Raw genomic sequence first — 25062 nt, 5'->3', positions numbered from 1 at the left:
AACTCCGCGCGGCACGGCTACTTCTCCGGGCAGCGGTCGGCGCCCGTGGAACCCGCCTGGTCGGCGCCCCCGGAGTTCACCCGGATCGACTCCGAGGACAGCGAGAAGCTCAGCTCCAGCCCCGAGGCGGTCGGCCGGGCGGCGGTGAGTCGGGCTCCCGCCGGCAGGTCGTCGATGTCGATGGTCCGGGGGGCGAGCCGATCGGCGATGCGGTCCACGAGGCCCCCCGCGACGGGCAGCGAGCCCAGGGAGTCGACGGGCAGGTCGCGCCCCAGGACGCTGACCGTGGTCGGCGTCAGGGTCAGGCTGGTCGCCGTGGTGCCGAGCCGCGTGTGCACGGTGACCGGGAGCCCGAGGCCCCCCACGCTGCCGGTGAGGGTGAGCCCGTCCGCATCGCCGCCCACCTTCATGCCCGCCTCCGTGGACGTGAGGCGCTTCTGGAGGGTCCCGTACGAGATGCTCGCCGTTGCTCGGCCGCCCCCGACGGCTCCGTCGGTCGTGACGTCGTAGAGGTCGGCCTCGACGTCCATCTCGGTGTCGGCGCGGTGCACGCCCCGGGCCGAGATGTGGACCGCCCCCACGTCGCCGGTCAGTGACCGCAGGCCCGCGAACGAGTCCGTCAGCTCCGCGCTGACGGCCCCGTCGGCCTGGAGCCGGCACGCGGCCTTCTCCTCGATGCGCTGCTGCGCGGAGTGCTTCACGACGGCGTTGGCCGTGCCGGTCGCGGCGGCGAGGAGCACGGTGAGTCCGACGGCGACGAGGGCTGAGGTGCGGCGGAGCTTCATGAAGCGGCGGTTCCGATCTGTTTCAGCATCCCGAAGGCCTGGAGCAGGAGATGGGAGGGAGGGGTCTGGGCGACGGTGTCGCTCTGGCGCCGCCTGCGTTGGGTGCGCAGGACGGCGCGCACGGTGGACATGGCCGCGCCGGCGATCACGGCGGCGCGCAGGTCGGCGTCCGGCGTGCCGTCGGGGAGGCGTCGGAGCACGAGGAGCGTGAGCCGGTCCTCGAACTCGGTGAACGCCTGCACGAGCCGGGCGGCCACCAGCACCTCGGCGCCCTCGATGGAGTGGGTCAGGGCCGTGAGGCTGGAGGCCGCGAACGGAGCCACCGCGGAGAGGAGCGCGTGGAACACCGCGTCCAGCGGCTCCTCGTCCGCGCCGCGTGCGGCCAGTTCCGACTCGACGTGGCGGAACAGGTCGGCGCTGTCGGGCAGGAGCAGGGCCTCTTTGCTGTCGAAGTACCGGAAGAACGTCCGCTCGGAGACGTTCGCGTGGGCGGCGATGTCCGCGACGGTGGTCCCGGCGAAGCCGTGGGCGGCGAACAGCGTGGCGGCGCCCTCGCGCAACAGTCGGCGGGTCTGTTCCTTCTTGCGTTCGCGCAGTCCGGACTCGTCGGGGTCTTGAGGCATGCACGAAGCCTAGCAATGACGGCACCTCTGTCAATTGTCAGCTCTGCCACTTTGTGCGAGGTTGGTTCGTGTCAGTCCTGCCACTTTTCATTTGGAGTCGATGTGCAGTTCCCCCGGCGCCTCCGGCGTCCCCGGCCGCGAGCCCGCTCCTCCCGCCCGGGCGCGCTCGGCGCCTTCTGCGCCCGTCACCCGGTGTGGGTGATCGCGGCCTGGCTCGTGCTGTTGGTCGGAGCCTTCCTCGGCCGCCAGGCCGTCGACCCCCTCTACAGCGACGAGATCAGCCTGCCGAGCACCCGGTCGCGCACCGGCGCCGACCTCCTGGCCGCCCACGCGCCGGGGGTCGGGGACCCCAATGGCCGCGTGGTGTTCCACGTGGACTCGGGCACCGTCGCCGATCACCGCAAGGCCGTGGACGAGAGCCTCGCCGCGCTCGCGGAACTGCCCCACGTCACCGCCGCCTCCAAGCCGGTGACCGGCGCCGACGGCCGTACCTCCTACACGACCCTCTCGTTCGACCGGCAGGTCAAGACACTCGGGCACGCGTACACCGGCTCCCTCGACGCGGCCACGGCCCCGGCCCGCGCCGCCGGCGTGGCCGTCGCGTACGGAGGGGACCTCGACGAGGTCGTCAGGGAGCCCGCCAACGACAGGGGGAGCGAGATCGTCGGTGTCGTGGCGGCGCTGGTGATCCTCGTCCTCGCCTTCGGCAGTGTCGCCGCGGCCCTGCTGCCCCTGGTCACCGCGCTGATCAGCGTCGGAGTGGGCCTCGGCGTGGTGGGCATCGTGGCCGGGGTCGTCACCTTCGCGACCGCCGCCCCCACCCTGGCCACCATGATCGGCCTCGGCGTGGGCATCGACTACGCCCTGTTCCTGACGACCCGGTTCCGGCAGGACCTCATGGACGGCCACGACCCCGTCGACGCCGCCGCGCGCACCACCGCCACCAGCGGCCGCGCCGTCGTCGTCGCCGCCGTCACGGTCGCCGTCGCGATGCTGAGCCTCTACGCCTGCGGCATCGGCTTCATCGGCAGACTGGGCCTGGCCGCCACCCTCGCCGTCACGGTCACCGCCGCCGGAGCGCTGACCCTCGTACCGGCCGCCCTGGGGCTGGTGGGACTCCGCATCGACCGCCTCGCCCTGCGCCGCCCCGTCGCCGAGACCACCGGCAGCGACGACGGCTGGCACCGCTACGCCGCCCTGGTGGCACGCCACCCCTGGAAGTTCCTCACCGCGGGCACGCTCCTGCTCGCGGTGTGCGCGGTACCGATGTTGTCCATGCGCCTCGGTCACGTGGACGACGGCGCCGACAAGGCGGGCACCACCACCCGCCAGGCCCACGACTGGATCGCCGACGGCCGGGGGCCGGGCTTCGGCCCCGGCGCGAACGGTCCGTTCGTCCTCGTCACCGACCTGGAAGGGTCGACCGCCCCCGCCGACCGGATCGCGGGCGACCTCACCACGGCTCTGCGGGGCACGGAGGGCATCGCCCGGTTCACACCCGTCACCCCGAGTCCCGACGGCAAGGTCCTGATCTCCACGATCACCCCCTCCAGCGGCCCCCAGTCCGCGGCCACCGGGGACCTGTTCGCCACCCTGAACGCCACCACCGTGCCCGAGGCGCTGGAGGGCGGTGGCGCGCACGGGTACCTCACCGGCAGCACCGCGGGCCGGCTGGACTTCCGCGACACCGTCACCCACCGGCTCCCCGTCATCATCGGCATCGTCCTGGCGGCCGCGCTCCTGTTGCTCACCGCCGTGTTCCGGAGCGTGGTGATCCCGCTCAAGGCGGTGGTCATGAACCTGTTCACGACGGGGGCCTCGTACGGCATCCTCGTCGCGGTCTTCCAGTGGGGCTGGGGGAGCGGCCTGCTCGGGCTGTCGGAACCCGTGCCCATCGAGTCGTACGTGCCGATGATGATGTTCGCGATCGTGTTCGGCCTGTCGATGGACTACGAGATCTTCCTTCTCTCCTCCATCGCCGACACGTGGCGGCGCACCAAGGACAACACCCTCGCGGTCGGCACCGGCCTGGCCGCCACCGGCAGGGTCATCTCCAGCGCCGCGCTGATCATGACCGCCGTCTTCCTCTCCTTCGCCGCGTCTCCCACCGTCGTCGTCAAGATGCTGGCGGTGGGGCTGGCCGTCAGCGTCATCCTCGACGCGACGGTGGTGCGGCTCGTGCTCGTGCCGAGCGCGATGTTCCTGATGGGCGGTGCCAATTGGTGGCTGCCCCGGGTACTGGACCGGGTCCTGCCCCGGCCCCGTGCGCACGCGGACGTCCCACCGGATCCGCGGGCGGCGCCGGTCCCCGCGTCGTCTTCGGCGCCCGCGGGCTGACATCGGCCGACCGCCGACCGCCGACCGCCGACCGCCGACCGCTGCCCGCTGCCCGCCGACCGCCGACCGCCGCCCGCCGCACGGCGGTCCGTGGTCGGCGGGGCGGCCGGCGGATCCTCATCCGGTCTTCGCGTCACCCACGTCGATCTCCACGCCGGACGCTCGCGGGCGGTCCAGCAGGACCTCGATGAGCAAGGCCGTGACCGAGCTGATCACCATCAGCGGCATCAGGGTGCTCGCGTCCTTGCCGAGCAGGGCGGCGGCCAGCACGACGCCGGTGACCGGCAGGCGGGTGGCCGCGACTCCCGCTGCGCAGATGCCGGCGGCCAGGGCGGGGGCCATGCCGAAGCCCGGAAGGCTGCCACAGGCGATGCCGACCGCGGCACCGATGGTGATGGCCGGGAAGATGGGACCACCACGGAGGCTGCCCAGCGCGATGCCCCATCCGATCAGCTTGAAGACGGCCAGGGCCACCAGCGTTCCCACCGCCCAGGCCCCCGGGTCGGCAGCCAGCGCGCCGATCACGATCTGGCCGGACAGCGCCACCTCGCCCGGGGAGCGCCCGGTCGCCAGGGCGTAGGCGGTGATGGAGATGCCGACGGCCAGGGCGCACAGGACGATCCGGACCGCGGAGACACCCACCCAGCGGTGGGTCCGCAGGCCCAGGAGCTTCCCGGCGGCGACGAGCGCCCCGATCAGGGCCGCCATGGGGATGCCCCACAGGAAGTCGGCGGCGTCGAGCAGTTCCGCGGGCGGCTTCTGCGGGAGGGCCAGCGAACCGATGCCGAGACCGGTCCAGTGGCCGAATCCGGTGAACACCAGGGCGCCGACGCCGCTGGCGACCAGGGCGGGCAGGATCAGTACGACCAGCCGCACGCCACCGAGCCCGGCGGCTTCCAGCACCATCACGGCCGGAATCAGCGGGCTGCCGAAGATGGTGCTGATGGCGGCGGTGGAACCGGCCATGCCGAGTACCGCCGTCAACTGGGGCTGGGCGGCGCGCTGAGTGGCACGGACACAGATCAGCGCGATGCCGCTGCCCAGCGCCATGAGGGGCGCCTCGGGTCCCAGGATCACACCGAGGGGGAGGCAGACCAGCGCGGCCAGGGCGACGCTCGGCAGCTCGCGAGGCGTGGTCGTCGCCCCGCCGATTCCGAAGACGGGTACGTGACCGCCCGCGCCGGCCATCCGGGTGATCACGGGCGCGGCCAGCAGTCCGGCGAGGGCCAGCGTGGGCAGACCCCACCACCACGGTGACACGGAATAGCCGAGCGCCTCGGGCGCGGACTCCCACACCCAGTGCTGGAGTTTGTGCTCGAAACCGATGAAGAGGAAGGCGATGAGCGAGACCGGGATGCCGACGAGCGCGGACGCCAGGAGAAGCCGCAGCGTCCCCGGCGCGGTGAGGGCCTGACGGAGGGTCGGTTGTCGCTGCGGCTCTGTCAAGACTGCCGAGCCCCCTCCGTGTAGCCACTGCCGGTGACGGTCCCCACCAGGTTCGGTCCACCCGACGGCATCCGCAGGGCAGGAGGGCCGGACGGGTGAGGCTCACGGAAGCCCCCCTCGCGCCGCCTCCGTCGGCGCGAGGGGGGACCTCCGTACGCTTCCCTACGCTCCCGGTGCTCCCGGTGCTCCCGGTGTCCCCGTCGGTCCTGTCGGTCCTGTCGGCCGCGCTGGCCCCGCCGGCCCCGCCGCCTCGCGATCCGCGGGGCCGACCGGCCTCGCGTCGAGGAACTCGATCACCGTGACGGCGAACAGGACCGCCAGGACGATGCCGACGACGACCCACCCGGTGGGATAGGACCACAGTGCGAGCGTCAGGGCCCCCACCGCCAGGACCGCCTGGAGCAGCCGGCGCTTCCAGCGGTGCACGAAGGGCCCCACCGGGCCCAACCGCATTCCCATCTGCTCGGCGGCTCCCCGGGTGGCGTCGATCCCCGCCGACCACAGGTGGCGCACCTGGCCGGCGCGGCGACCGGGGCCGCTGAGCCAGGCCCCCAGGGCGACCGCCACACCGAGCACGGCGACCGACCGGACGGCGGTCCGCAGGAAGCGCACCAGTTGGTCGAACACGGCGGCCGCCGCGTCGGAGGAGACCCCCGCGGGCAGGGCGTCCAGGTACAGGGCCCGGGCGATCACCAGCCCCAGCCCCAACAGCAGGGCGCCGGCGGCGATCAGCAGGGCGACCGTCGTCAGTGCGCGCCGGCGGCGCCGGGCCAGCCACACGGCCGCCGCGGCCAGCAGCACCACGACCACGGCCAGCCAGGTACCGAGGATCTGGAGCAGCCGGAAGCCGGTCTGGGCCTTCTTCACGTCCTTCGACTGGACGACGGTGAAATCGGTGTGGATCTCCGGGACCTTCGCCGCGACGCCGAGACCGGCGTCGACGAGTCGCTGCTTCAGCTGGTCGATCACGGGGGCGAGGTCGATGGTCACCGCGTCGTCGGTCAACTTCACGGCGCCGCCGCCCTGTCCCGTGAGCGCCTTGACCATGGCGGCGTGGATGCGCCGGTTGGCGTCCGTCCAGAAGGTCTGGAACCAGGAGCTGGCGACGACGTTCGTGGCCTCCTTGCCGACGAAACTCGCCACGGCGCCCTCGATCGGCGACCCCAGTTTGCCCAGGGCCTTGGACAGCATCGGCCGGTCCTCCGGAGCCGCCTCCTGCAGCAACGCGTCCAGGTCCAGATGCTTGGTCACGGCCTGCGCCGCGCGAGCGCCCACCGCCTCCTGGACGGCCCGGTCGTCGACGAGCGGACCCATGGTGGCGACGTAGCGGTCGGTGTCGCCCAGCAGGGAGGACGTCCAGGAGGCGACGACGGCCAGGGGAGTGAGGACGAGCACGAGCACCATGAGGATGGCGGACAGGGTGGAACGCAGTGTCCGGTGCGGACGCGACAGCTCCGCCACCTGGGCCCGCAAGCGGGCGAGTTCCGCGTCCTGGGCGTGCGTCACGGAGTTCTCCGATCGGTCGTGAGAAAGCGATTCAGCGGCGGCTCCCGCGCCAGGACCGCGCCGATGGTCACGGCGAACGTGACGGCGGCGCAGATCGCGATGAGCCAGGACAGGAGGGTCAGCACCAAGCCGAGGGAGCCGTACTCGTGCAGCGCCCGATTGAGCGCGTTCGGCATGTACAGGGCGGCGCTCAGCGACAGCACGGTCGTGGCGATCGAGGAGAGGACGGCGCCGGGCAACAGGGCCATCCAGCCGATCCGGCCGGCCAGGAACAGGTGCTGGGTCCACAGCCAGACGCCGACCCCGAGGAGGAAGGACAAGGGGATCCCGACCCACAGGCCCGCCCCGAACCCCTCGCGGATCGGGCCCTCCATGAAGACCACCAGCAGCAGGGCGAGCAACCAGGCGAACCAGCGCCAGACGGCGATCCGGGTACGCGATTTCGGCAGTTGCCAGGCGCGTTCGCAGACCCTTGCCATGGCCCGGCTGAAACTGGTGGCCGAGATCAGGGCCATCAGCAGGCCGATGGTGCCCGTGGTCTCGCGCAGGCTCTTGCCGGTGGAGGAGCCCAACACCTGCTGGAGTTGCGCGTCGGCCTGGCCCGTCAGGCCGAACACGGTCCGCAACGAGTCCCGCAACTGATCGCGCACGCCCTGGGGTGCGAAGGCGGCCACCGCGAACAAGAGCGGCACGGAGGCCAGGAAGGCCTGGGAGGCGAGCCGGGTCGCCCCGTCCAGGAGGTTCGTCGACAGGAGGCGCCCCGTCAGTTCGGTGACGACGGGGAACCGCTCCTCGGTCCGGGCGCGCAGGCCTCGCAGTCGTTCCTTCCACGACATGACACCTCCCATCACGCCGCAGGACGTGCCGACCCCGACAGCCAGTCAAGCGTCGGCAGCGGGGGAAGGCGCGCGCTGCTGGGCCGATCGGGTGGCCGTCGGGCCGGCGGTGCGGAGCCGTCGCGGCCCCCTGCCGTTTTGAAACAAACTGTTGACGTCTGAAACAAACTGTTGACGCACCCCTATCGGGATCGCGTGGGCCGGCGCACCATCCGGATACCTCCCTGTTCCCCCGGCCTGCCACCCGGCCCGCAGGACAGGGACCCGCCCAGACTCCGTCGGGAGGCACAACGACATGGATCCACACGGCGCGTGTCCCGCCACCTCCTCGTCCGCCGTCCGGCCGTCCGAACCTCCCCCCTCCCGGTGGACCCGCGCAGCACCCGGCCGCCGCGGCGTGCTGACGGGCCTGGGCATGGCGGCCGCGGCTCCCCTCGTCCTCGGTGCGGCGACGCGGGTGCGGGCGAGGGATCGCCCCAGGAGCGCCGGCGGCCCGGTCGGCCGGGCCACCGTGCTCCGCAACGCGTCCCTCGTCCTGACGATGGACGCCGGCGTGGGGGACGGCCCGCTGGGCGCCGTCGAACACGCCGACGTCGTCCTGCGGGACGGCGCGGTCGCCGCCGTCGGCGCCCGTCTCCCGACGCCCCCCGGCGCACGGGTGATCGACGCCTCCGGCAAGCTGATCCTTCCGGGCTTCGTCGATGTCCACACGCACCTGTGGCAGTCCTCGATGCGGGGCGGATGCGCGGACCGCGATCTGTTCGGCTGGTTGGCGGCCTGCAATCGGCCGACGTTCCCCCGCATCACACCCGCCGACATGTACCGCTTCGTGCGGCTGGCGGCCCTCGATTCCCTGCGGTCCGGCGTGACCACGCTCGTGGACTGGGTCGACGCGATCGGCTATGACACCACCGAGCGGTACGTGCGGGCCCTGACCGACACCGGAGTGCGCTTCACCTACGCCATGTTCCAGACGGAACCGCAGGCCGCCCTCCTGCCCCGGGTGAAGAAGGAGCTGATCGACCCGGCTCCGCTGGCGTCCGCGCAGATCGCCACCCATGCGGCCCGGCCCATCGAAAGGCTGAACCGCCTCCATTGGGAGATCGCCCAAGACCTCGGCGTCATGCTCAACAGTCACGTCCTGGAGCGCGTCGAGCAGCGCGCGGACCAGCCGATCGACGTGCTCGGCGGCATCGGGGCGTTCGGCCCTCGGCTCCTGATGAACCACGCGATCCACCTGACCGACGAGGAGATCGCCGCCGTCGCGGACCACGACGTACGGCTGGCGCACTGCCCGTTGAGCAACATGCGGCTCGCCTCGGGAGTCATGCGATTGCCGGAGCTCGGCCGGCGGGGCGTCAAGGTGGGGCTCGGCCAGGACGGCGGCACCAACGACAGTTCGGACTTCTTCGCCCTCATGAAGAGCGCCGTCGGCCTCCAACGCGCCCGCTCGCAGGACGCCGGGGTGTACCCGGGGGTCGAGGACGTGCTGCGGGCCGCCACGCTCGGCGGGGCCCAGGCGATCGGCATGGCCGACCGGATCGGGTCGCTGACCCCGGGCAAGCGGGCCGACGTCATCGTGATCGACCCTGCCACGCTCAACTTCGCGCCGCGGTTCGATCGGGTCAATCAGATCGTCTTCAACGGTCGGCCGGAGAACGTCCACGCGGTTTTCGTGGACGGCCGACCACTCGTCCTCGAAGGCCGACTGCTCGACGTGGACACCCGGAGTGTCGTGCGCGAGGCCGAGGAAGCCGCCTCCCGACTCCGATCCGCCGACTGACCCGGTTCGGTCGTCCCCCTCGCGCAACACGATCCACACAGAACATATTTGACTGATCGTTTCAGAATGTCCTAGGCTGCCCGACGTGGCCAGGACCAAGGAATTCGATCCGGACGTCGCGTTGCAGGCAGCCCTGGAGCTGTTCTGGCGGCGTGGCTACGAGGCGACGTCGATGGCGGATCTCGTCGAGTGCCTCGGGGTGGGACGGGCGAGCATCTACGCCACTTTCGGCAACAAGCACGCGCTGTACCTGAAGGCGTTGGACCGTTACGCGGAGAACCGTGACCCGGTACTCCTGTCGGAACTGTCCCGGCCGGGACCGGCCTTGCCGGCCGTGCGTGCGGTCGTGCGCCGCTTCGCCGACGAGGCCGGATCCGACGACGGACGCCTGGACGGCTGCTTCATCGTCAATGCCGCCGCCGAGTTGGGGGCGCGCGACGCGGGGGCCGCCCGCCGGGTCGAGGCGAGCTGGGCTCACTTCGAGACCCTGCTGCACTCGGCGCTCACCCGAGCCCGCGCCCAGGGCGAACTGCCCGAGGAGCGCGATCCGCGCGCGCTCGCCCGGATGCTCCTGGTGCTGATGCAGGGCTTGCGCGTGGTGGGCAAGGTCTCGGGTGATCCCGCCCGGGTGCGGGAGGCTGCCGAGCAGGCGCTGGAGTTGCTCGACTGAGGGGCTGCCCCGGATCGCGTCCACCCCCGCCTTCATTCTGGAACGTTCGGTCGAATGACAATCGACCCATCACTCGACAGGGAGCCTCACTCGATGCCCACACCCATGCCTACGCCCATGCCCGCACCCGTCTCCACGCGCTTCGTCGACAAGACCGTGCTCGTCACCGGCGCCGGCTCCGGCATAGGCCGGACCGTCGCCCTCGCCTTCGCCGCCGAGGGAGCCTCCGTGGTCGTGGCCGGCCGCACGGCCGCCTCGTTGGACGAAACCGTCGCGCTCATCGAGAAGCGGGGAGGCACGGCCGTCGCCGTCACCGCGGACGTGACCCGCGCCGAAGACGTCCGGGCCCTGGTCGACCGTACGGTCGAACGCTTCGGCAGCCTCGACGTCGCCGTCAACAACGCGGGGGTCTTCCGGGGTGGAACGCCCGTCGCCGACCTGCCCGAGGAAGAGTGGCGCACCATGCTCGACGTCAACGTGACCGGTGTGCTCCTGGGCCTCCAGGCCGAGGTCGCCCAGATGCGTCGTCAGTCGACCGGCGGGGCGATCGTCAACATCTCCTCCAATCTGGGCGCACACGCCCGCGTCCAGGGCGCGGCCGGATACATCGCGACGAAGGCGGCCGTATCCGCCCTGACCCGTGCCGCGGCCCTCGACCACATCGCCGACGGGGTGCGCGTGAACGCGGTCAGCCCCGGCCCGTCGGCCACCGGAATGTCCCTGGAGCCGGGCGAGAGCGACGAGGGCCGCGCACTTCGCATGAAGGACGAGTCGCCCCTGGGCCGGGTGTCCTCCACGGAGGAGATCGCGGCGGCCGTGCTGTACCTGGCCTCGCGGGACGCCGCTTCCGTGGTCGGCGCCGACCTCGTGGTCGACGGTGGTGCCTCCGCCTGAACCGTACGAAGCCCCGCCGGGTGTGCTGTTCGGCGCCTGGCGGGGCGGGTGGGGGAGCGCGCGAGAGGGTCAGTCCACGTCGAGGTGGTACACGCCCGCCTTGGCGTCGGCGAAGAGGGTGAACCGCACCTCGGGAGCCGTGTCGCCGCCCCGGGAGAGGACCGAGTCCGAGGAGTCGGCGGGGTACGAGGGGTCGTCGAGGTCCGTGAGGTCCGCGAGGTCGACCTCGACGGGTTCGGCGTCGACCAGGACGAACTCGCCGTAGGCGTCGAAGTCGCCCGGCGCGTCCGCCACGCCGACGTGGATCGGGGTGTCGTCGGGGAGTCCCGCGAGGACGGACCGGAGGCGCCCGGCGGTCCAGACCTGAGGTGTGTGCTCGAACGTGTCTGCCATGAGCCGAGGGTAGTGGCGCCGCCGCGGCGCCCCCGGTACCGCCGCGCCGAGCCCCCCGGTCGGGCGGGAGTGACACGGTGGCGCGCGTACGGTTCATCCGGCCCCGTGCGTGGCCGGCGCACCGCGCTCGACCGCCCGGGTCCGGGGGTTCACGATCACCGGGCAGGAGTTCCACAGGTCCACCCCGGCGGCCAGGAGCCCCCGTACCGCCCCTGCCTCGTCGGAAGTCCAGGTGGAGCACTCGCCCGCGAACAACTTCTCGTACGCGCCGTCGTGGATCGCCTCCTGCCGGGGCAGCCGATCGACGGCGCCCAGGCCGCGGGCCAGATCCTCGAAGAAGTTCCACGCCTCCAACACCGCACCCGACGGCGCCGCGCGACCCGCCGGATCGTCCAGCCATCGCTGAACCCGCGCCAGGTCCAGCAGACCGACCTCGTGGGCAGCCGCGAGCCCGCTTCCCCGCCGCTCCGCGTACGTCCTCGCCCGCCGGGCCGTCACGAACACCGGCAGGCGGCGGTGTCCGGCCGCCGGCAGGGCGAACACCCGGTCGGGGGTGTCGCCCCGTCCGCCGATCCACAGCACCACCGCGCCGCGTTCACGTCCGCGCACGCGGTACGCGTACGGCCGGCCGGCCCAGCGGTCCTGTTCGAACGTGCCCGGCCCGTCACCCTCGATCTCCGTCATCCGCCCACCCTGGCAGGTTCCGCCGAGGAACGGCACGGCGTCACCGAGGCGCCCACCTTCCGCTCCCTACCGCTCGATTCCTTCGAGAACAGCGCGTGACCAGGGCGTTTCCAAGCGGAATGCGGCCATTCAGGTGCTCACCCACACTGTGAGGATGAGGCGTACTCGCACGGTATTGCTCTCCCTCGCCGGCCTGCTCGCCGCGGTCGTTCCGGCCGGGACCGCCACGTCGGTCTCCACCGCCACCGCGCCGCGGGGTTGCACCGCCTCGCCGGGCCCCGCCCAGGGCCAAGCGCGGCAGGTTCTCGCCATCGCCGAGCGGGCGCGGCGCGAGTTCGATCTGAACTCGGTGATCCTGCGCGTCACCTCCGGCGACCAGGACGTGCTCACCACGGCCCTCGGCGAGTCGATGACGGGCGTCCCCGCCCGACCGGCGATGCACTTCCGCACGGGATCCGTGGGCATCGTCTACATGGCGACCGTCCTGCTCCAACTCGTCGAACAGGGCAAAGTCGCACTGGACGATCCGGTCTCCCGGTGGTTGCCCGACCTGCCGCACGGTTCGGAGATCACCCTGCGGATGCTCGGCGCCTCCACGTCGGGCCTCCACGACTACGTCACCGACCCGAAGTTCCTCGCCGCCCTCGAAGCCGCCCCCTTCCGCGAGTGGACGGCGAACGACGTGAACGAGTACGCCACCTCGCAGCCGCTCCTCTACGAGCCCGGCACCAACTGGAGCTACTCGCACGCCAACTTCCAACTGCTCGGCGCGGCACTGGAGAAGATCAGCGGCATTCCGTTGCAGCGCCTGCTCGCCGAACGCGTCTTCGGCCCCCTCGGCCTGAACCAGACCGGCAACCAGTACACCCCGGAGATACCGGCCCCCGTACTGCACGCCTTCACCTCTGAGCGCGGCAGGTACGAGGAATCCACCTTCTGGAACCCGTCGTGGACCACGGCCCGCGGCGCCGTCCTCACCGGCGACATCTGCGACCTGGCCCGGTCGGCCCGGGGCATCGGCACCGGTGAGTTGCTGTCCGCGCGGTCCTTCAAGACCCAACTCGACCCGGGCACGATCGGCTTGGGCCGCGCCACGGCCGACTGCCCGGCCACGGTCTGCCTGACGAACACCCCCGCCACGCACTTCGGATTCGGCGTCCTGGTCATCAACGGCTGGATCATGACGAACCCGTCGTTCTCGGGATACGCGGCGATCCAGGCCTACCTGCCGGCCGACCGCCTCTCCATCGCGGTCTCGACCACCAAGGGCTCCAAGAGCCCCGAGGGCAACCAGGCCGAGGAGATCGCCGAGCGCATCGCCGCGGTTCTCACACCCGAGCACCCCCTCAAGGCCAATTGACGCCCCCTCACACTGGTGGAGCAGCACTCTAGAGCGGTACTCTGGCGGTCATGACGGGTTCCGACACGTGTGAACGCATCCTCACCGCCGCGCTGGACTGCTTCCTTGAGAACGGTGTCCGGCGCACGACGGTGGAACAGGTCCGCAAGCGCGCGGACGTCAGCAACGGCAGCTTCTTCCACCACTTCCGCACCAAGAACGAACTCGCCGAGGCGGTCTACCTCCAAGGCCTCGAACTGCACCAGGCCGAACTGTCGGCCGTGTTGACCCCCACGGCCGGGCTGCGCGCCGGAGTGGAAGGGGTCGTGCGCCGCCACCTCGCGTGGGTCGAGGCCAACCCGAGGCACGCCGCGTTCCTGTTGGCGCCACCCGACTGGAGCGCGCCCCGCGACGCGCCCGTGATCATGGCCCACAGCCGGGAGTTCTTCCTGATCGTCGCCCGCTGGCTGCGGGCCCGAGGCTGGGAGGACACACCCGCACTCGGCGTGCTCGTCGCCGTGTGGATCGGCCCCGCGCACGCGTACACGCGCGACCGGCTGCCCGACGAGCCCGCCACACCCGCGATGGAGGCGACGGCGCTGGCCGAGGCCGCCTGGCACGCCCTGAGCCCGCACTTCCCGACATCCGGCCCGCAAGGCGGCCCGCAGGACGGCCCGCAAGGCCGCCCGGAGGACTCTCGATGAACCCGACCATCGCCCGGTACCGGAGGGCTCTGGACGGCGTCGGCGACGTCCTGCGCCGTATCCCGGCCGATCGCCTGCGCAGCCCCTCGCCCTGCCCCGGATGGACCACCCTGCACGTGCTGGGACACGTCATCGACGGGCAGCGGCAGATCGCGGCCCTGCTCACCGGGGACGGGCCGCGCGCGCCCCGACCGGATCCGCTCGAACTCGTCACGGGGGACCCGGAGGCGGACTGGCGCGCCGCGTACACGTCCATGCGGGAGTTGCTCGAGGTCACCGACCCCAACGGGCTCGTTCCCTCGCACCACGGCGAGGTGTCGGCCCAGTGGGTGCTCGCGACCGCCGTCATCGAGCCGCTCGTCCACACCTGGGACCTCGCGCGGGCCGGAGGCGTCGAGGTCTCCCTGGACGACGAGGCGGTGGACGCGTGCCTGGCGGCCGTCACCCCGATGGCGGGGCGGTTCGCCGCCACGGGCATGTACGCGCCCGCCGTGTTCCTCCCCGGGCACACGAGTCCTCGACAGCGGCTCCTGGGACTGTTGGGACGCCAGGACGACGTCTGATCCGACACCCCGGGCGCCACGGGAACGTGCGCGCCCGGGCTCCTACGGGGCGTCCAGGGGGTCGGGGCCTAGCAGTTGGAGTCCGGTGTCCTCGCCGAAGAGGCCCTCCACCCAGTTGGTCTGGTAGATCGTGTCGAGGTAACGCTCGCCGAGGTCCGGGGCGATGGCGACCGCGGTGAGGCCCGCGGTGTCGTGCCGGGCCAGCCACTGCGTCGCGCCGCCCACCACCGTGCCGGTCGAGCCGCCGAACAGGAAACCCCGTCGGGCGAGGAGGCGGCAGGTGCGGATGGTGTCCTTCTCCTCGACGCACACCGCCTCGTCCACGAAGGACTCGTCGAGCAGGGGAGGGCGAACGCTCATCCCCAGGCCGGGAATCATGCGGCGCCCGGGCGCTCCGCCGAACGTCACGGACCCGACGCTGTCCACCGCGACGACGGTCACCGGTCGGTGCCACCGGCTGAACCAGCGGGCACAGCCCATGAGCGTGCCGGTGGTTCCGGTCCCCACGAACAGGACGTCCAGGTTGGGGAAGGCGCGGGCGATGGCCGGAGCCGTCCGGTTGTAGTGGGCCCTCCAGTTGGCCGGGTTGGTGTACTGGCTCAGCCACACGTACCGCGGGTCCCGCGCGCACAGCCGGCGCACGTAGTCGAGCCGTGCCGTCAGGAAGCTGCCGTTGTCCTCGTGGCCGGTGATGATGTGGACCTCACTGCCCAGCGCCTCCATCATCAACCGGGTCGCCAGGTTGCAGCGGGAGTCCGTCACGCAGACGAACCGGTAGCCCTTGCTCGCCGCGATCACGCTCAGCGCCACGCCCAGGTTTCCGGAGGAGGACTCCACGAGTGTCGAGCCGGGTGTCAGGATCCCCTCTCGCTCGGCGGACTCCACCATCTCGGTCGCGGCCTTCAACTTGACCGAGCCGGCGAAGTTGAAGCCCTCGCACTTCAGGAACAGCGGGCATCCGAGGGTCGGTCGGAGGTCCACGTACAACTCTTCCTCGTTGAACGCCTGGGGGACGGATATGACGTGCACGATGGCCTCCTCTATCCGTACCTGCGCACTTCGTGGAAGAAGTGGTCGATGACCTGGAGTTCTCCGGACCGGTACACCTCGTCGTAGACGTACTTGCCGACGGCCAGGTCGAGCACGCCGAGGCCGAACGGGGAGAACACGGTCGGCCGATCCCCGGCCACCGTCACCCGACCGGCCATCACGTCGTCCAACGTCCCGCGGATGAAACGGCGGTCGCCCGTGAGCTGTTCGGTCAGATGCGGGGACGTGGCGGCCCGGAGACAGTGATCGACGTCGTCCACGATGTTGGTCGAGGCCAGCAGGACCCGCGGCGCGAGGTCGCGCAGCGAGATGTGCAGCACCACCGGAGCGTGGGCGAACCACGCGGGGTCCTCCACGTGCGGCCGGTCGGCGACGGTCGCGAAGACCACCAGGTCACTGAGACGGATCAGGTCCTCCGGGTCGTCGTGGACGGTGATCCGGCCCGGCACGCCGGACTGTTCCAGGTACAGCCGGAAGCCCGCGCAACTGCGGGCGCTGAGGTCGTGGACCCCGATCTCGTCGAAGGTCCAGCCCGTGGCCGCCAGGAACGTGTGCACGTAGCGCGCGATCAGTCCCGTGCCGAAGAACCCGACGCGCGGCGGCCGGGGCCGCCCGCGGGTGAGCCAGTCGGCTGCCAGGGCGGCGGAGGCCGCGGTTCTGCTCGCGCTGATGATGGAGCTCTCCAGACAGGCGAACGGGTAGCCGGTGACGGGGTCGTTGAGGATCAGTACGGCCGAGGCCCTGGGCAGGTCGGCCGACACGTTCCCCGGGAAGCTGGAGATCCACTTCAGCCCGTCCACGGGGTCCGCTCCGCCGATGGAGGCGGGCAGCGCGATCATGCGGGACGTCGGGCGGTCAGTGAAGCGCAGGAACGTGGAGGGCGGGTTCACCGATCGGCCGGCGCCGTGCAACCGGTACGTCTCCTCGACCACCTTCACCAGGTGTTCCTCGCGCCCCTGGAGGGCTCGCTGAACCTGCTCTCCCGGGATCACGGCGAACGGGGGGACGGAGAGCGGCTCGGGCGACGCGCCCCGGCGAGCCACCGGTGTCGGGGCCGGTGTCGGTGTCGGTGTCGCGTGCGCCGCCGGACTCCGAGCCGGAGCCCGGGTCGGTGTCGCCGTCGCGTGGGCGTCGATGGTGGTCATGGGACGGTCACCTCCATGGTCGGCGCGCAGTCCGGCAGCCGCAGCGGACCGGCCATGGCCACGACCACGTTCCTCGGACCCCGGAAGGGTTCCCTGGCGTGAGCGGTGCGGAGGTTGTCCAGCAGCAGCAGGTCCCCTGTCTGCCAGGGCCGACGGACGGTGTGGGCCTCGTACACCGAGTTGATCCGCCGGACGGTGTCCTCGGTGAGGGGTTCGCCGTTGCCGTGAAGGGTGTTGAAGGGAAGTCCGTCGGCGCCGTACTCGTCGGCGAGGTACTCGCGGATCTCGGGGTCGAGCGTCCACTCGTTGAGGAAGGCGATCTGGTTGAACCAGCACCGTTGCCCGCCGATCGGATGGCGCACCACGGCACTGCGACGCTGTGTGGTGCGCAGCGTGCCGTCCGGCAGCCAGTCGAAGTCGATCGCGTTGTCCCGGCAGTGGCGTGCGATCACGTCCCGGTCCTCGGTGCCGAAGGCCTCCGCGACGGAGGCTCCGATCTCGTCGTTGTAGCTGCGGGTGAGGAGCCAACCCTCCCGTTCGAACCGGTCCGTCAGTTCGCCGGGCAGGGCTTCGAGGACCGCCGTCGAGTCGGCCACCGTGGTGGCCCCGCCCTCCTCGGGCGCCTGGACGCATCCGAAGAGCATCAGGGACGGGAACGCGTACGCGTAGCTGAGCTCGTGGTGCATGCACATGGGTTGGTTCGTGGGCCACTTCGTCGAGGAGTAGACGCCTTCCGCGTACGTGTGACGGGGGGCGAAGGCCTCCCTCTCGGTCACCGGCGGGGCGCCGAGCCGGTGCAGGATCGTGCCGACCCGCGCCGCGTCGTCGATGTCCAGACCGCGCACCAGGACGGCTCCGTGGTCGACGGTCGCCGCGCGCAGCGCGTCCCGGTGACGGGCCACCCATGCGGCGGGGTCGGCGGTCTCGACGCGGAGGATGGGGACCTCGTCCGGTCGGGGGCGGGTGTCGAGGAGCGTGGACGGGAGGGTGGCGGTCATCGGATTCTCCTGTCGATCGCGTCGGGCCGCCGTTCGGCCGGCGGTTCGGGGTGCGGTTCGGCCGAGGGGTCGGGGCTCGCGGTGCGGCTTTCGACCAGCCGGGCCAGGTCGGCGAGTACCGGGTGTCGGGTCAGGTCCTTGAGGGAGATCGTCCGGTCCAGGGAGACGGCGACCCTGAGGGCGGCCAGTGAGGTCCCACCGAGGTCGAAGAACCCGTCCTGGCGGCCGATCCGATCCGCCGGGATGCCCATGGCGCCGGCCCACGCGGCGGCGACCCGCCGTTCCGTGGGCGTGCCGGGTGTCCGGTGCCGGTCCTCGACCATCGGGTCGTGCGCGGACGCCAGGGCGATCAGGGCCCGCTTGTCGATCTTGCCATGAGGGGTCAACGGCAGGTCCGGACGCCACTGGATCACCGACGGGACCATGTACGCGGGGAGCCTCGCGCCCAGCCGGTCCCGCACCTCGCCCGCCGCGAGCGGGGCGCGCCCCGTGTAGTAGGCCGCCAGGTACCGGCCGCGGCCCGGGCGCCCCGCGGCCACCACCGCACCGTCGCGGATCCCGGGCACCCGCAGAAGGGCGTCGTCGATCTCGTCCATCTCGACGCGGAAACCGCTGATCTTCACCTGGTGGTCGCGGCGCCCGAGGAACTCCAGTTCCCCGCCCGGCAGCCAGCGGCCGTGGTCGCCGCTGCGGTAGAGGCGGTTGCCCGGCCGGTGCGGGTCGGCGCCGAAGGCGAGCCGGGTGCGCTCCGGGTCGTTGACGTACCCGCGGCCCACGCAGACGCCCGAGAACACGATCTCGCCGGGTGCGCCGAGCGGCACGGGTGCCAGGTCGGCGTCGACGACGTACACGCGCACGTTGTTCACGGGCCGGCCGAGGGGGACGCGAGCGGAGTCCGGTGCCCGGTCCATGACGTGGTGGTTGGTGTCGTCGGAGGTCTCGGTGAGCCCGTACGCGTTGACCAGCCGTACACCGGGACCGGTGACGAACCAGCGCTCGACGAGTTCTCGCTTCACCGCCTCGCCCGTGACGGACACGCAGCGCAGGTCCGGCAGTTCGCGGGGGGCACGCTCCAGACACGACAGGACCGCGTCGAGGTAGGAGGGCACCACCTGGAGCACATTGACCCGACCCAGGACGAGGGTGTCGAGGAAGCGCGGGACGTCCAGCACGGCCTCCTGTTCCACCAGCAGCGTCCGTCCACCCGTGAGCAGCGCGGAGAGCAGTTGCCACAGGGAGATGTCGAAACACTGGGGCGCGCTCTGGGCGACGACCGTCTCCCGGTCGATCCCCAAGTCGTCGATCTTGGCGTAGAGGTGGTTGAGCAGCCCGGCGTGCTCGCACATCGCGCCCTTGGGTTCGCCGGTGGAGCCCGAGGTGAAGTAGATGTAGGCCGCGGAATCCGGGGGGACGTGCACGCCGGGGTCCGTGGCGTCCAGGCTCTCGTCGCCCGCCGCCTCGATGGGCAGCAGCCGGACCTCCGCCATCGAGGCCAGCGCACGGTCGAGCGGGTCGGTGTCACCGGACCCGACCAGGGCGAACCGGCACGCGGCCCGGCCGAGCATCGCGGCGACGCGGTCGGCCGGGAAGCGCGGCTCGACGGGCAGGTAGACGCCGCCCGCCTTGAGGACCCCGAGGACGGCTGCCGTCCAGCCGAGGTCGCGCTCGCTGACGACGGCCACCACGTCTTGCGCGCGCAGGCCTCGGGCCAGCAGGGCGCGGGCCAGCCGGTTGGCGCGTGCGTCGAGTTCCCCGTACGTCCACCGTCGGTCGCCCCGTACGACGGCGACCGCGTTCGGGTGCGCCCTCGCCCGTTGCGCGAAGACCTCGTGCGCCCGCAGCGGCGGCAGGTCCCGCGGGGGTCCGGCGAGCTCCTCGATCTGGTGGTGGAGTTCGGCCGCGCCCAGGAGGCTCTGTGGCCCCGGGGCGGCGTCCGGGTCGGCGGTGAGCAGTTCCAGCGCGGTGCGGTGGTATCCCGCGATCCGTGCGGCGCAGTCGTGGTCGTACGCGTCCGTCCGGTGGCGCAGCCGCCACACCCGCCGACCGCCTTCCCGGCGCGTCACCGACATCCGCAGGGGCGGCCCGTCGTCGGGGCGGCCGGCGGGCCCGTCGTCCTCACCGTACGGATCGAACACGATCACCGGCACGTCGACGGCGATCCCCGGCACGGAACCGGGGACGCGCGCACGGGGTCCGTCGCGGTCGACGGACGGCTCGCGGCGGGCGGCCGGCGTACCGGGCATCGCGGACAGCGTCCGACGCACGTCGAGCACCAACGTCCGCCAGGAATCGGTCGTGATGGTCACACGGCAGGGCAGCGGGTCGCCGCCCGGGGCGGCGACGCAGGCCCCGACGACCTCGGACTCCCCGGACAGTGCGCCGAGGACCTTGAGGTGCGCGGCCGTCAGCACCGACGCCGGGCCCACGCCGAGGCGGTCGGCGAGGCGGTCGAGGTCGGCCAGCAGGCCGTCGGGGATCGGCAAGCGGTACTCGGCCGTGCCGGGTTCCGGCGCCCGCGTCCATCGCGGGACGGTCGTGAACCCTCCCGCCGAGCCCGTGCCCGTGCTCGCGGCCGTGTCGGCGTTCATGCCCGTGGGGTCGGGGAACCGCTCGTCCGTCGTCCCGGTCCTTCCCATCACTCCCACCTCCGCTGCTGCCCGTCGTCGTCCGGGCCGATCTGCCGGGCCGGGTTCCCGCCCCAGTACGCGTACGGCGGCACCGACTCGCCCTTCATGACGAAGGAATCGGGAGCGAGCACCGCACCCTCGCCGAGCGTCACGCCGTAGTGCACCAGGGCGCCGACGCCGAGCGTGCAGTGCGAACCGAGCGTGGTGGCGTCCGACTTGAAGGCGCCGTCCTCCTGTGAGTGGCACTGGACCACGCTGCCGGCGTTGAGCGTGCAGTGGTCCCCGAGGGTGACCATCGGCCGTTCGCTCAGACCGCAGCCGTCGTCGAAGAGTTCGCGGCCGATCCGCGCGCCCAGCAGACGCCACAGCGGGCCCTTGAACGGAGTGCCGTTGTAGAGCCGCAGGTACGCGTCCGACGGCACCTTCCAGTACCGTTCGCGCCGCCAGAACCGAACGTCGTAGATCGAGCAGAACAGCGGGCCGGGGGAGTGCAACGCCGTGACGGCCCGCTCGACGAGCACGAAGTACACCGTGCCGAGGAGCACGACGAGCACGTTGGCCAGCGCGATCACCACCGCGCCGAGCACGTCGTAGAGTTCCGCCGCGACCGCGAAGAGCAGGGTGACCAGGAAGAAGTACAGCCACCGCACGCCGAGGTACCACGCCATGGTGGCGGCGTTGTGCCGGTTCTTGGCGGGCAGCAGACGACGCAGGTCCGCTCCGCTCCGCAACTCGTCGAAGCCGCTGTCCCGCAGTACCGATCGGGGAATCTCGAAGCTCGGCGAGCCCAGCAGACCCACGCCCTCCCGGACCGCCCCGTCGACGGGCACCATGACCTTCGTCGCGAGCAGGCAGTTGTCGCCCGTCCTGCCCCCGGCGGGGTAGGCGATCCTGTTCCCGAGGAAGTTGCGGGGGCCGATCGCCACCCGGGACACGCGGAACGAACTGCCCGAGTATTCGGCGTTGTTGATCGACAGACCGTCGGCGACCATGGTCCCGCTGCCCACGGAACTGAGGTACGGGGAGTCCTGCTTCACCTCCGTGCCGAAGTTCGATCCGGTCTGCACGACGCGCGAGAGGTCGTACCCGAGGCACCACCGCAGATGATGGACGACGGCGGAACTGTCGCCGAAGAGTCGGTTCAGGAAACGCCTGTTGGTCATCAGCGTGATCACCCGGTGCACCCCGTGGTGGAACCCGTACAGCCGGTACACCCGACCCGCGGTGAGGGCGCGGCTCAGCAGCCGGGGAACGACGGCGATCACCAGGAGACCCAGGGGAACGGCTCCGAAGAAGACCACCACCGAGGCGGTCAGCGCCTCCGCGTAGAACGTCCAGGTGGACAGCGCGGTGGGACCCGGCGCCAGGACCGAGGCGAGCTGCGGTGCCTCGGCCAGCAGGAGGCCCACACCGCCGAACGTCAGCGGCAGGTAGACGAGCAGCACGGCCAGGACCTGGAGGACGCCGTGCAGCGCCCGGCGCCAGGTGCCGCAGTCGGCCGGACCGACCGTCCGGAAGTCCGCCGGGGCGGGCAGCGCGGGGGAGCCGTGCCAGTGCGCGCCGGCCGGCACCGTCTGCCCGCTGTGCAGGCTGGAGGCGTGGCCGAGCCGGGCGCGGTCGCCCAGAGCGGTCGCGATGTCCAGGACGGTCGCGTCGCCGACCACCGAGTCCGCGCCGATCGTGACGGGACCCGTCTGGATCAGACCGCGGTGGGCCCGGTAGCAGGTGAAGTAGGCGTCCTTGCGGACCACCGCTCCGGCACCGATCGTCAGCAGGTCCGTGCACACGGGCACGATCCGGGAGAAGACCGCGACGCCGGGGCCGATCCGTGCGCCCAGCGCCCTGAGGTAGAGGACGTAGAGCGGCGAGCCGACGAACAGCACCAACGGATCGGAGCGGACCAGCGTCTTGACCATCCAGAAGCGGACGTAGCGCACGCTCCAGACGCGGACCTGGGACGGTCGCCACCTGCCGATGAGCACCCACTTCACCAGGATCGGAAAGCCGCACAGCCACACGAGGACGACCAGGCCGAACAACACCGACCGCAGGTACACCCCGACGACTCCCGACCCCGCCGAGACCCACTCGTAGCCCAGGACACCCGCGAGGGCGACGAGGTAGGAGTAGCCGAGGAAGGCCAGCACCTGGAGTCCGCCGCAGAGCAGGTGACGCGGCACGCCGAGCGGGGGAGGGAGCACCGGTGGCCTCGGCTGGACGGACTCGAACGACCCGACGGGGGTATCGGGAGCGGGCGCCGAGAGCGCCGTCGCGAGGCTTCGGATCGTCGGATTGCGGTAGATGTCCTTCATCGACACGGGGGGCAGCCCCTCGGACTTGCGGACCCGCGCGCAGAAGTGCGCCATCACCATCGAGTCGGCGCCCAACTCGTCGAAGAAGTGGCTACGCACCGGTACCCGCTCGACGTGGGTGACGTCCGCCAGGATCGAGGCGAGCATCCCCTCGACGTCGGCGTGCGGGGCGAGGGGATCGCCCCGGGCGGACGCCCGGTCCTCTCGATCGGGGGTCAACGCCTCGGTGGGCCTTCCCGTCATGGTGGGCTCCCTCGGTTTCCGACGGCCACGGTCCGGTGCTCCTGGCATCCGGCCGGCGCGCTCATCGGGCTCCGGTGGACCGCGTCACGCGGTTCGCACTCACGGGCGGCTCATCGGGGACGGACCGGCTTCGCGGGCTCCGCTCCCCGTACGGGCCACAGCCCGACGTCATGCCCCTTATTCGATGCCGACGGGAGAAAAGATGGCGCGCATCGGGAATTGGCACGCATCCGTATCAAAGTGCGCGGAAAGCAGACTCTCCGTGGTCGCCCGCGCACACCCCGCAGCGGCTCACCCGACACCCGGATCGGGCGTCGTGTGAGCCGCTGCGCGGCGTGGGTGTGTGGGTGGGTGCGTGCGTACGGAGGCGGTGGGCGCGTGGCGGGTCAGGTGGCGGTGACGAACACGCTGTGCCACCCGCTGGCGCCGTCGGGGATGGTCCGGGCGCGCTGTTCCGTCTGCACCTGACCGGTGCCGTCGGTGGCGCGGACGGTGAGGTTGTGACCACCGGGTGTGGTCTTCCAGGGGTAGGACCACTGGCGCCAGGTGTCGGTGGTGTCCTGCTCCGCGAGCTGCGCATCCTGCCACGGGCCGTCGTCGACCCGGACCTCCACCCGCTCGATGCCCCGGTGCTGGGCCCAGGCGACACCGGCGACCATGACGGTGCCCGCCCCGGTCTGCGCGAAGGGCTTGGGGGTGTCGATGCGCGCCTGCGTCTTGATCGGCGCCTTCCGTGCCCACTTCCGCTTGACCCAGTACGGGTCGTAGGAGTCGAAGGTGGTCAGCTCGATGTCCACGATCCACTTGCAGGCGGAGACGTAGCCGTACAGTCCCGGGACGACCATGCGCACGGGGAAACCGTGGTCGAACGGCAACGGTTCGCCGTTCATCCCGACCGCGAGCATCGCGTCCCGTCCGTCCAACAGATCCTCGACCGGCGTGCCCAGGGTCATGCCGTCCACGGACCGGGCCACCAACTGATCGGCGGGGCCCCCCTTCGACGGCGCCTTGACCCCCGCCTCCCTCAACAGGTCGGCGAGGCGTACGCCGAGCCAGCGGGCGCTGCCCACGTACGGGCCACCCACCTCGTTCGACACGCACGTCAAGGTGATGTTCCGCTCGATGAGGGGTCGGTCCAGCAGGTCCTGGAAGGTGTAGGTGCGCGGGCGCGGCACGCCCTTGCCGTGGATCCGCAACCGCCAGGTGTCCGCGTCCACCTTCGGGACGACCAGAGCGGTGTCCACGCGGTAGAAGTCCTTGTTCGGGGTGGTGAAGGCGCTGATCCCGGGGATCCGCAGCGTCGCGCGGGCCGGGGTCGCGGCGGCCGGCGAGGCCGGGGAGGGGAGCTTCACGGCCGCCCGGGAGGCGGCCGCCCCCTGACCGCTGCGGCCGGTCAGCGTCCGGCCGAGGGCTCCCGCTCCGGTGGAGGCCAGAGCGGTGATGCCCGCGGTGATCAGGAAGCCGCGCCGGTTCCATCCAGGGCCTTGCGCGGCGGCCCGGCCGTCGGGGTCCGCATCCGTGGAGGGGGCTCCGTCCGGTCCGTTCAGCTTGCCGATCAGTACGTACAGGACGAGCGCCCCGGCCAGGGCGCCCAGCAGCGAGGGCAGGACGTCGCCCGCTCCGGCCGCGTCGGGCCGGGTCAGCGCGGCGCCGGCGCCGACGAGCCCGAACAACAGGACGCCGACCGATCCCGTACGCCGATGCCCCAGGGCGAACAGGCCCAGCAGGGCGGCCAGGAGGCCGATGGTCGCCAGGATCCCGAGCTGGAGCACCAGCTTGTCGTTCTGTCCGAACGTGCGGATCGCATAGTCCTTGAGCCACGCCGGTGTCCGATCGATGGCGGCTCCGCCGACCACGGTGACGGGGCCGGCCTGGGGCCGTACCAGGGAGGCGGCCAGTTCGCCCACGGCCAGAGCCGTGTAGCCGGCGAGTAGCCCGCTTGCCGCGGCGAGCACGCCGCGTTTGACGGTCCTTCGGTAGATCCTCACGACCTCCATTCGAGGCCGTGGCTCCCACGGATGGGTTTGCACGCGGATGCACCGTCCGGGGCACGCGCACCGATTCCGGCCAATCCGTGCGGGATCCGGCGCCGAACAAGCAGCGAGACGCCGGACCGGACGTCGT

Annotated in this window: 20 protein-coding genes; 7 read left to right on the top strand and 13 right to left on the bottom strand. The window is 71.8% G+C overall.

Features of this window, described 5'->3' with window-relative positions:
* Window positions 1-17: 17 nt before the first annotated feature.
* Entirely contained in the window at window positions 18-785 is a 768-nt protein-coding gene (locus ACFYW3_RS22120; RefSeq protein WP_389387053.1) for an LmeA family phospholipid-binding protein, read from the bottom strand.
* Complete coding sequence (locus ACFYW3_RS22115) at window positions 782-1408, bottom strand: helix-turn-helix domain-containing protein (RefSeq protein WP_351758383.1); 627 nt, start codon at window positions 1406-1408, stop codon at window positions 782-784. The genes ACFYW3_RS22120 and ACFYW3_RS22115 overlap by 4 nt, the downstream gene beginning before the upstream one ends.
* A gap of 102 nt (window positions 1409-1510) precedes the next feature.
* Here ACFYW3_RS22115 and ACFYW3_RS22110 point away from each other — a divergent pair, with 102 nt between their 5' ends.
* Window positions 1511-3745: an MMPL family transporter gene (locus ACFYW3_RS22110; protein WP_389387052.1), complete on the top strand. Its 2235-nt coding sequence runs from the start codon at window positions 1511-1513 to the stop codon at window positions 3743-3745.
* A 117-nt stretch (window positions 3746-3862) separates the two neighbouring features.
* Here ACFYW3_RS22110 and ACFYW3_RS22105 read toward each other — a convergent pair whose 3' ends face one another.
* From ACFYW3_RS22105 to ACFYW3_RS22095, 3 genes are all read right to left on the bottom strand, one after another.
* Complete coding sequence (locus tag ACFYW3_RS22105) at window positions 3863-5191, bottom strand: chloride channel protein (RefSeq protein ID WP_351759290.1); 1329 nt, start codon at window positions 5189-5191, stop codon at window positions 3863-3865.
* Window positions 5192-5353: 162 nt separating this feature from the next.
* Window positions 5354-6697 (bottom strand): hypothetical protein, encoded by a 1344-nt coding sequence (locus ACFYW3_RS22100; protein ID WP_389387051.1) that lies wholly within the window; start codon window positions 6695-6697, stop codon window positions 5354-5356.
* Window positions 6694-7533 carry a YhjD/YihY/BrkB family envelope integrity protein gene (locus ACFYW3_RS22095; RefSeq protein WP_351759284.1) on the bottom strand — a complete coding sequence of 280 codons (840 nt, stop codon included), beginning with the start codon at window positions 7531-7533 and terminating at the stop codon, window positions 6694-6696. The genes ACFYW3_RS22100 and ACFYW3_RS22095 overlap by 4 nt, the downstream gene beginning before the upstream one ends.
* A 295-nt stretch (window positions 7534-7828) precedes the next feature.
* Between ACFYW3_RS22095 and ACFYW3_RS22090 the strand changes: the two genes are divergently transcribed.
* From ACFYW3_RS22090 to ACFYW3_RS22080, 3 genes are all read left to right on the top strand, one after another.
* Window positions 7829-9316: an amidohydrolase family protein gene (locus tag ACFYW3_RS22090; protein ID WP_389387050.1), complete on the top strand. Its 1488-nt coding sequence runs from the start codon at window positions 7829-7831 to the stop codon at window positions 9314-9316.
* A gap of 85 nt (window positions 9317-9401) precedes the next feature.
* On the top strand, window positions 9402-9986 hold the full coding sequence (locus ACFYW3_RS22085; protein WP_351370990.1) for a TetR family transcriptional regulator C-terminal domain-containing protein: 585 nt from the start codon (window positions 9402-9404) through the stop codon (window positions 9984-9986).
* A gap of 93 nt (window positions 9987-10079) precedes the next feature.
* Complete coding sequence (locus ACFYW3_RS22080) at window positions 10080-10880, top strand: SDR family NAD(P)-dependent oxidoreductase (RefSeq protein ID WP_389387049.1); 801 nt, start codon at window positions 10080-10082, stop codon at window positions 10878-10880.
* Between the two features lie 69 nt (window positions 10881-10949).
* Here ACFYW3_RS22080 and ACFYW3_RS22075 read toward each other — a convergent pair whose 3' ends face one another.
* On the bottom strand, window positions 10950-11273 hold the full coding sequence (locus tag ACFYW3_RS22075) for a DUF6225 family protein (RefSeq protein ID WP_389387048.1): 324 nt from the start codon (window positions 11271-11273) through the stop codon (window positions 10950-10952).
* Between the two features lie 93 nt (window positions 11274-11366).
* The gene (locus ACFYW3_RS22070) at window positions 11367-11957 is read right to left on the bottom strand and encodes a hypothetical protein (protein WP_389387047.1); all 591 of its coding nucleotides are present in this window, start codon (window positions 11955-11957) and stop codon (window positions 11367-11369) included.
* Window positions 11958-12111: 154 nt separating this feature from the next.
* On the opposite strand from ACFYW3_RS22070, the gene ACFYW3_RS22065 reads away from it, so the two are divergent.
* Genes ACFYW3_RS22065 through ACFYW3_RS22055 form a run of 3 tightly spaced genes read left to right on the top strand, consistent with a single transcriptional unit; the run spans window position 12112 to window position 14563 of the window.
* The gene (locus ACFYW3_RS22065; RefSeq protein WP_389387046.1) at window positions 12112-13317 is read left to right on the top strand and encodes a serine hydrolase domain-containing protein; all 1206 of its coding nucleotides are present in this window, start codon (window positions 12112-12114) and stop codon (window positions 13315-13317) included.
* A 50-nt stretch (window positions 13318-13367) separates the two neighbouring features.
* Complete coding sequence (locus tag ACFYW3_RS22060) at window positions 13368-14000, top strand: TetR/AcrR family transcriptional regulator (protein WP_389387045.1); 633 nt, start codon at window positions 13368-13370, stop codon at window positions 13998-14000.
* Complete coding sequence (locus ACFYW3_RS22055; RefSeq protein WP_389387044.1) at window positions 13997-14563, top strand: TIGR03086 family metal-binding protein; 567 nt, start codon at window positions 13997-13999, stop codon at window positions 14561-14563. The genes ACFYW3_RS22060 and ACFYW3_RS22055 overlap by 4 nt, the downstream gene beginning before the upstream one ends.
* Window positions 14564-14605: 42 nt before the next feature.
* Here the strand turns inward: ACFYW3_RS22055 and sbnA are convergent, their stop codons facing one another.
* The 6 genes from sbnA to ACFYW3_RS22025 form a co-directional block, all read right to left on the bottom strand.
* Window positions 14606-15592 (bottom strand): 2,3-diaminopropionate biosynthesis protein SbnA, encoded by a 987-nt coding sequence (gene sbnA, locus ACFYW3_RS22050; RefSeq protein WP_389387043.1) that lies wholly within the window; start codon window positions 15590-15592, stop codon window positions 14606-14608.
* 11 nt (window positions 15593-15603) lie between these two features.
* The gene (gene sbnB, locus ACFYW3_RS22045) at window positions 15604-16758 is read right to left on the bottom strand and encodes a 2,3-diaminopropionate biosynthesis protein SbnB (RefSeq protein WP_389387042.1); all 1155 of its coding nucleotides are present in this window, start codon (window positions 16756-16758) and stop codon (window positions 15604-15606) included.
* The gene (locus ACFYW3_RS22040) at window positions 16755-17756 is read right to left on the bottom strand and encodes a TauD/TfdA family dioxygenase (protein WP_389387041.1); all 1002 of its coding nucleotides are present in this window, start codon (window positions 17754-17756) and stop codon (window positions 16755-16757) included. Before ACFYW3_RS22040 ends, sbnB begins: the two co-directional genes overlap by 4 nt.
* Window positions 17753-20392: an amino acid adenylation domain-containing protein gene (locus ACFYW3_RS22035; protein ID WP_389387040.1), complete on the bottom strand. Its 2640-nt coding sequence runs from the start codon at window positions 20390-20392 to the stop codon at window positions 17753-17755. Before ACFYW3_RS22035 ends, ACFYW3_RS22040 begins: the two co-directional genes overlap by 4 nt.
* The gene (locus tag ACFYW3_RS22030) at window positions 20392-22938 is read right to left on the bottom strand and encodes a Pls/PosA family non-ribosomal peptide synthetase (RefSeq protein ID WP_389387039.1); all 2547 of its coding nucleotides are present in this window, start codon (window positions 22936-22938) and stop codon (window positions 20392-20394) included. Before ACFYW3_RS22030 ends, ACFYW3_RS22035 begins: the two co-directional genes overlap by 1 nt.
* 386 nt (window positions 22939-23324) lie before the next feature.
* Window positions 23325-24935, bottom strand: coding sequence for a molybdopterin-dependent oxidoreductase (locus ACFYW3_RS22025; RefSeq protein ID WP_389387038.1), 1611 nt, complete (start codon window positions 24933-24935; stop codon window positions 23325-23327).
* Window positions 24936-25062: the final 127 nt, after the last annotated feature.

Origin of the sequence: Streptomyces sp. NPDC002602, from assembly GCF_042889445.1 — a bacterium.
Taxonomy (GTDB): domain Bacteria; phylum Actinomycetota; class Actinomycetes; order Streptomycetales; family Streptomycetaceae; genus Streptomyces.
This window is presented reverse-complemented; position numbering and strand designations above follow the sequence as displayed.

Excerpts from the sequence above, each read along its gene's own strand:
- ACFYW3_RS22115 (WP_351758383.1), bottom strand. The coding sequence starts at position 1,408 with ATGCCTCAAGACCCCGACGAGTCCGGACTGCGCGAACGCAAGAAGGAA.
- ACFYW3_RS22070 (WP_389387047.1), bottom strand. The coding sequence starts at position 11,957 with ATGACGGAGATCGAGGGTGACGGGCCGGGCACGTTCGAACAGGACCGC.
- sbnB (WP_389387042.1), bottom strand. The coding sequence starts at position 16,758 with ATGACCACCATCGACGCCCACGCGACGGCGACACCGACCCGGGCTCCG.
- ACFYW3_RS22065 (WP_389387046.1), top strand. The coding sequence starts at position 12,112 with ATGAGGCGTACTCGCACGGTATTGCTCTCCCTCGCCGGCCTGCTCGCC.
- ACFYW3_RS22090 (WP_389387050.1), top strand. The coding sequence starts at position 7,829 with ATGGATCCACACGGCGCGTGTCCCGCCACCTCCTCGTCCGCCGTCCGG.
- ACFYW3_RS22035 (WP_389387040.1), bottom strand. The coding sequence starts at position 20,392 with ATGGGAAGGACCGGGACGACGGACGAGCGGTTCCCCGACCCCACGGGC.
- ACFYW3_RS22060 (WP_389387045.1), top strand. The coding sequence starts at position 13,368 with ATGACGGGTTCCGACACGTGTGAACGCATCCTCACCGCCGCGCTGGAC.
- ACFYW3_RS22095 (WP_351759284.1), bottom strand. The coding sequence starts at position 7,533 with ATGTCGTGGAAGGAACGACTGCGAGGCCTGCGCGCCCGGACCGAGGAG.
- ACFYW3_RS22030 (WP_389387039.1), bottom strand. The coding sequence starts at position 22,938 with ATGACGGGAAGGCCCACCGAGGCGTTGACCCCCGATCGAGAGGACCGG.
- ACFYW3_RS22120 (WP_389387053.1), bottom strand. The coding sequence starts at position 785 with ATGAAGCTCCGCCGCACCTCAGCCCTCGTCGCCGTCGGACTCACCGTG.
- ACFYW3_RS22080 (WP_389387049.1), top strand. The coding sequence starts at position 10,080 with ATGCCCACACCCATGCCTACGCCCATGCCCGCACCCGTCTCCACGCGC.
- ACFYW3_RS22055 (WP_389387044.1), top strand. The coding sequence starts at position 13,997 with ATGAACCCGACCATCGCCCGGTACCGGAGGGCTCTGGACGGCGTCGGC.
- ACFYW3_RS22025 (WP_389387038.1), bottom strand. The coding sequence starts at position 24,935 with ATGGAGGTCGTGAGGATCTACCGAAGGACCGTCAAACGCGGCGTGCTC.
- ACFYW3_RS22075 (WP_389387048.1), bottom strand. The coding sequence starts at position 11,273 with ATGGCAGACACGTTCGAGCACACACCTCAGGTCTGGACCGCCGGGCGC.
- ACFYW3_RS22040 (WP_389387041.1), bottom strand. The coding sequence starts at position 17,756 with ATGACCGCCACCCTCCCGTCCACGCTCCTCGACACCCGCCCCCGACCG.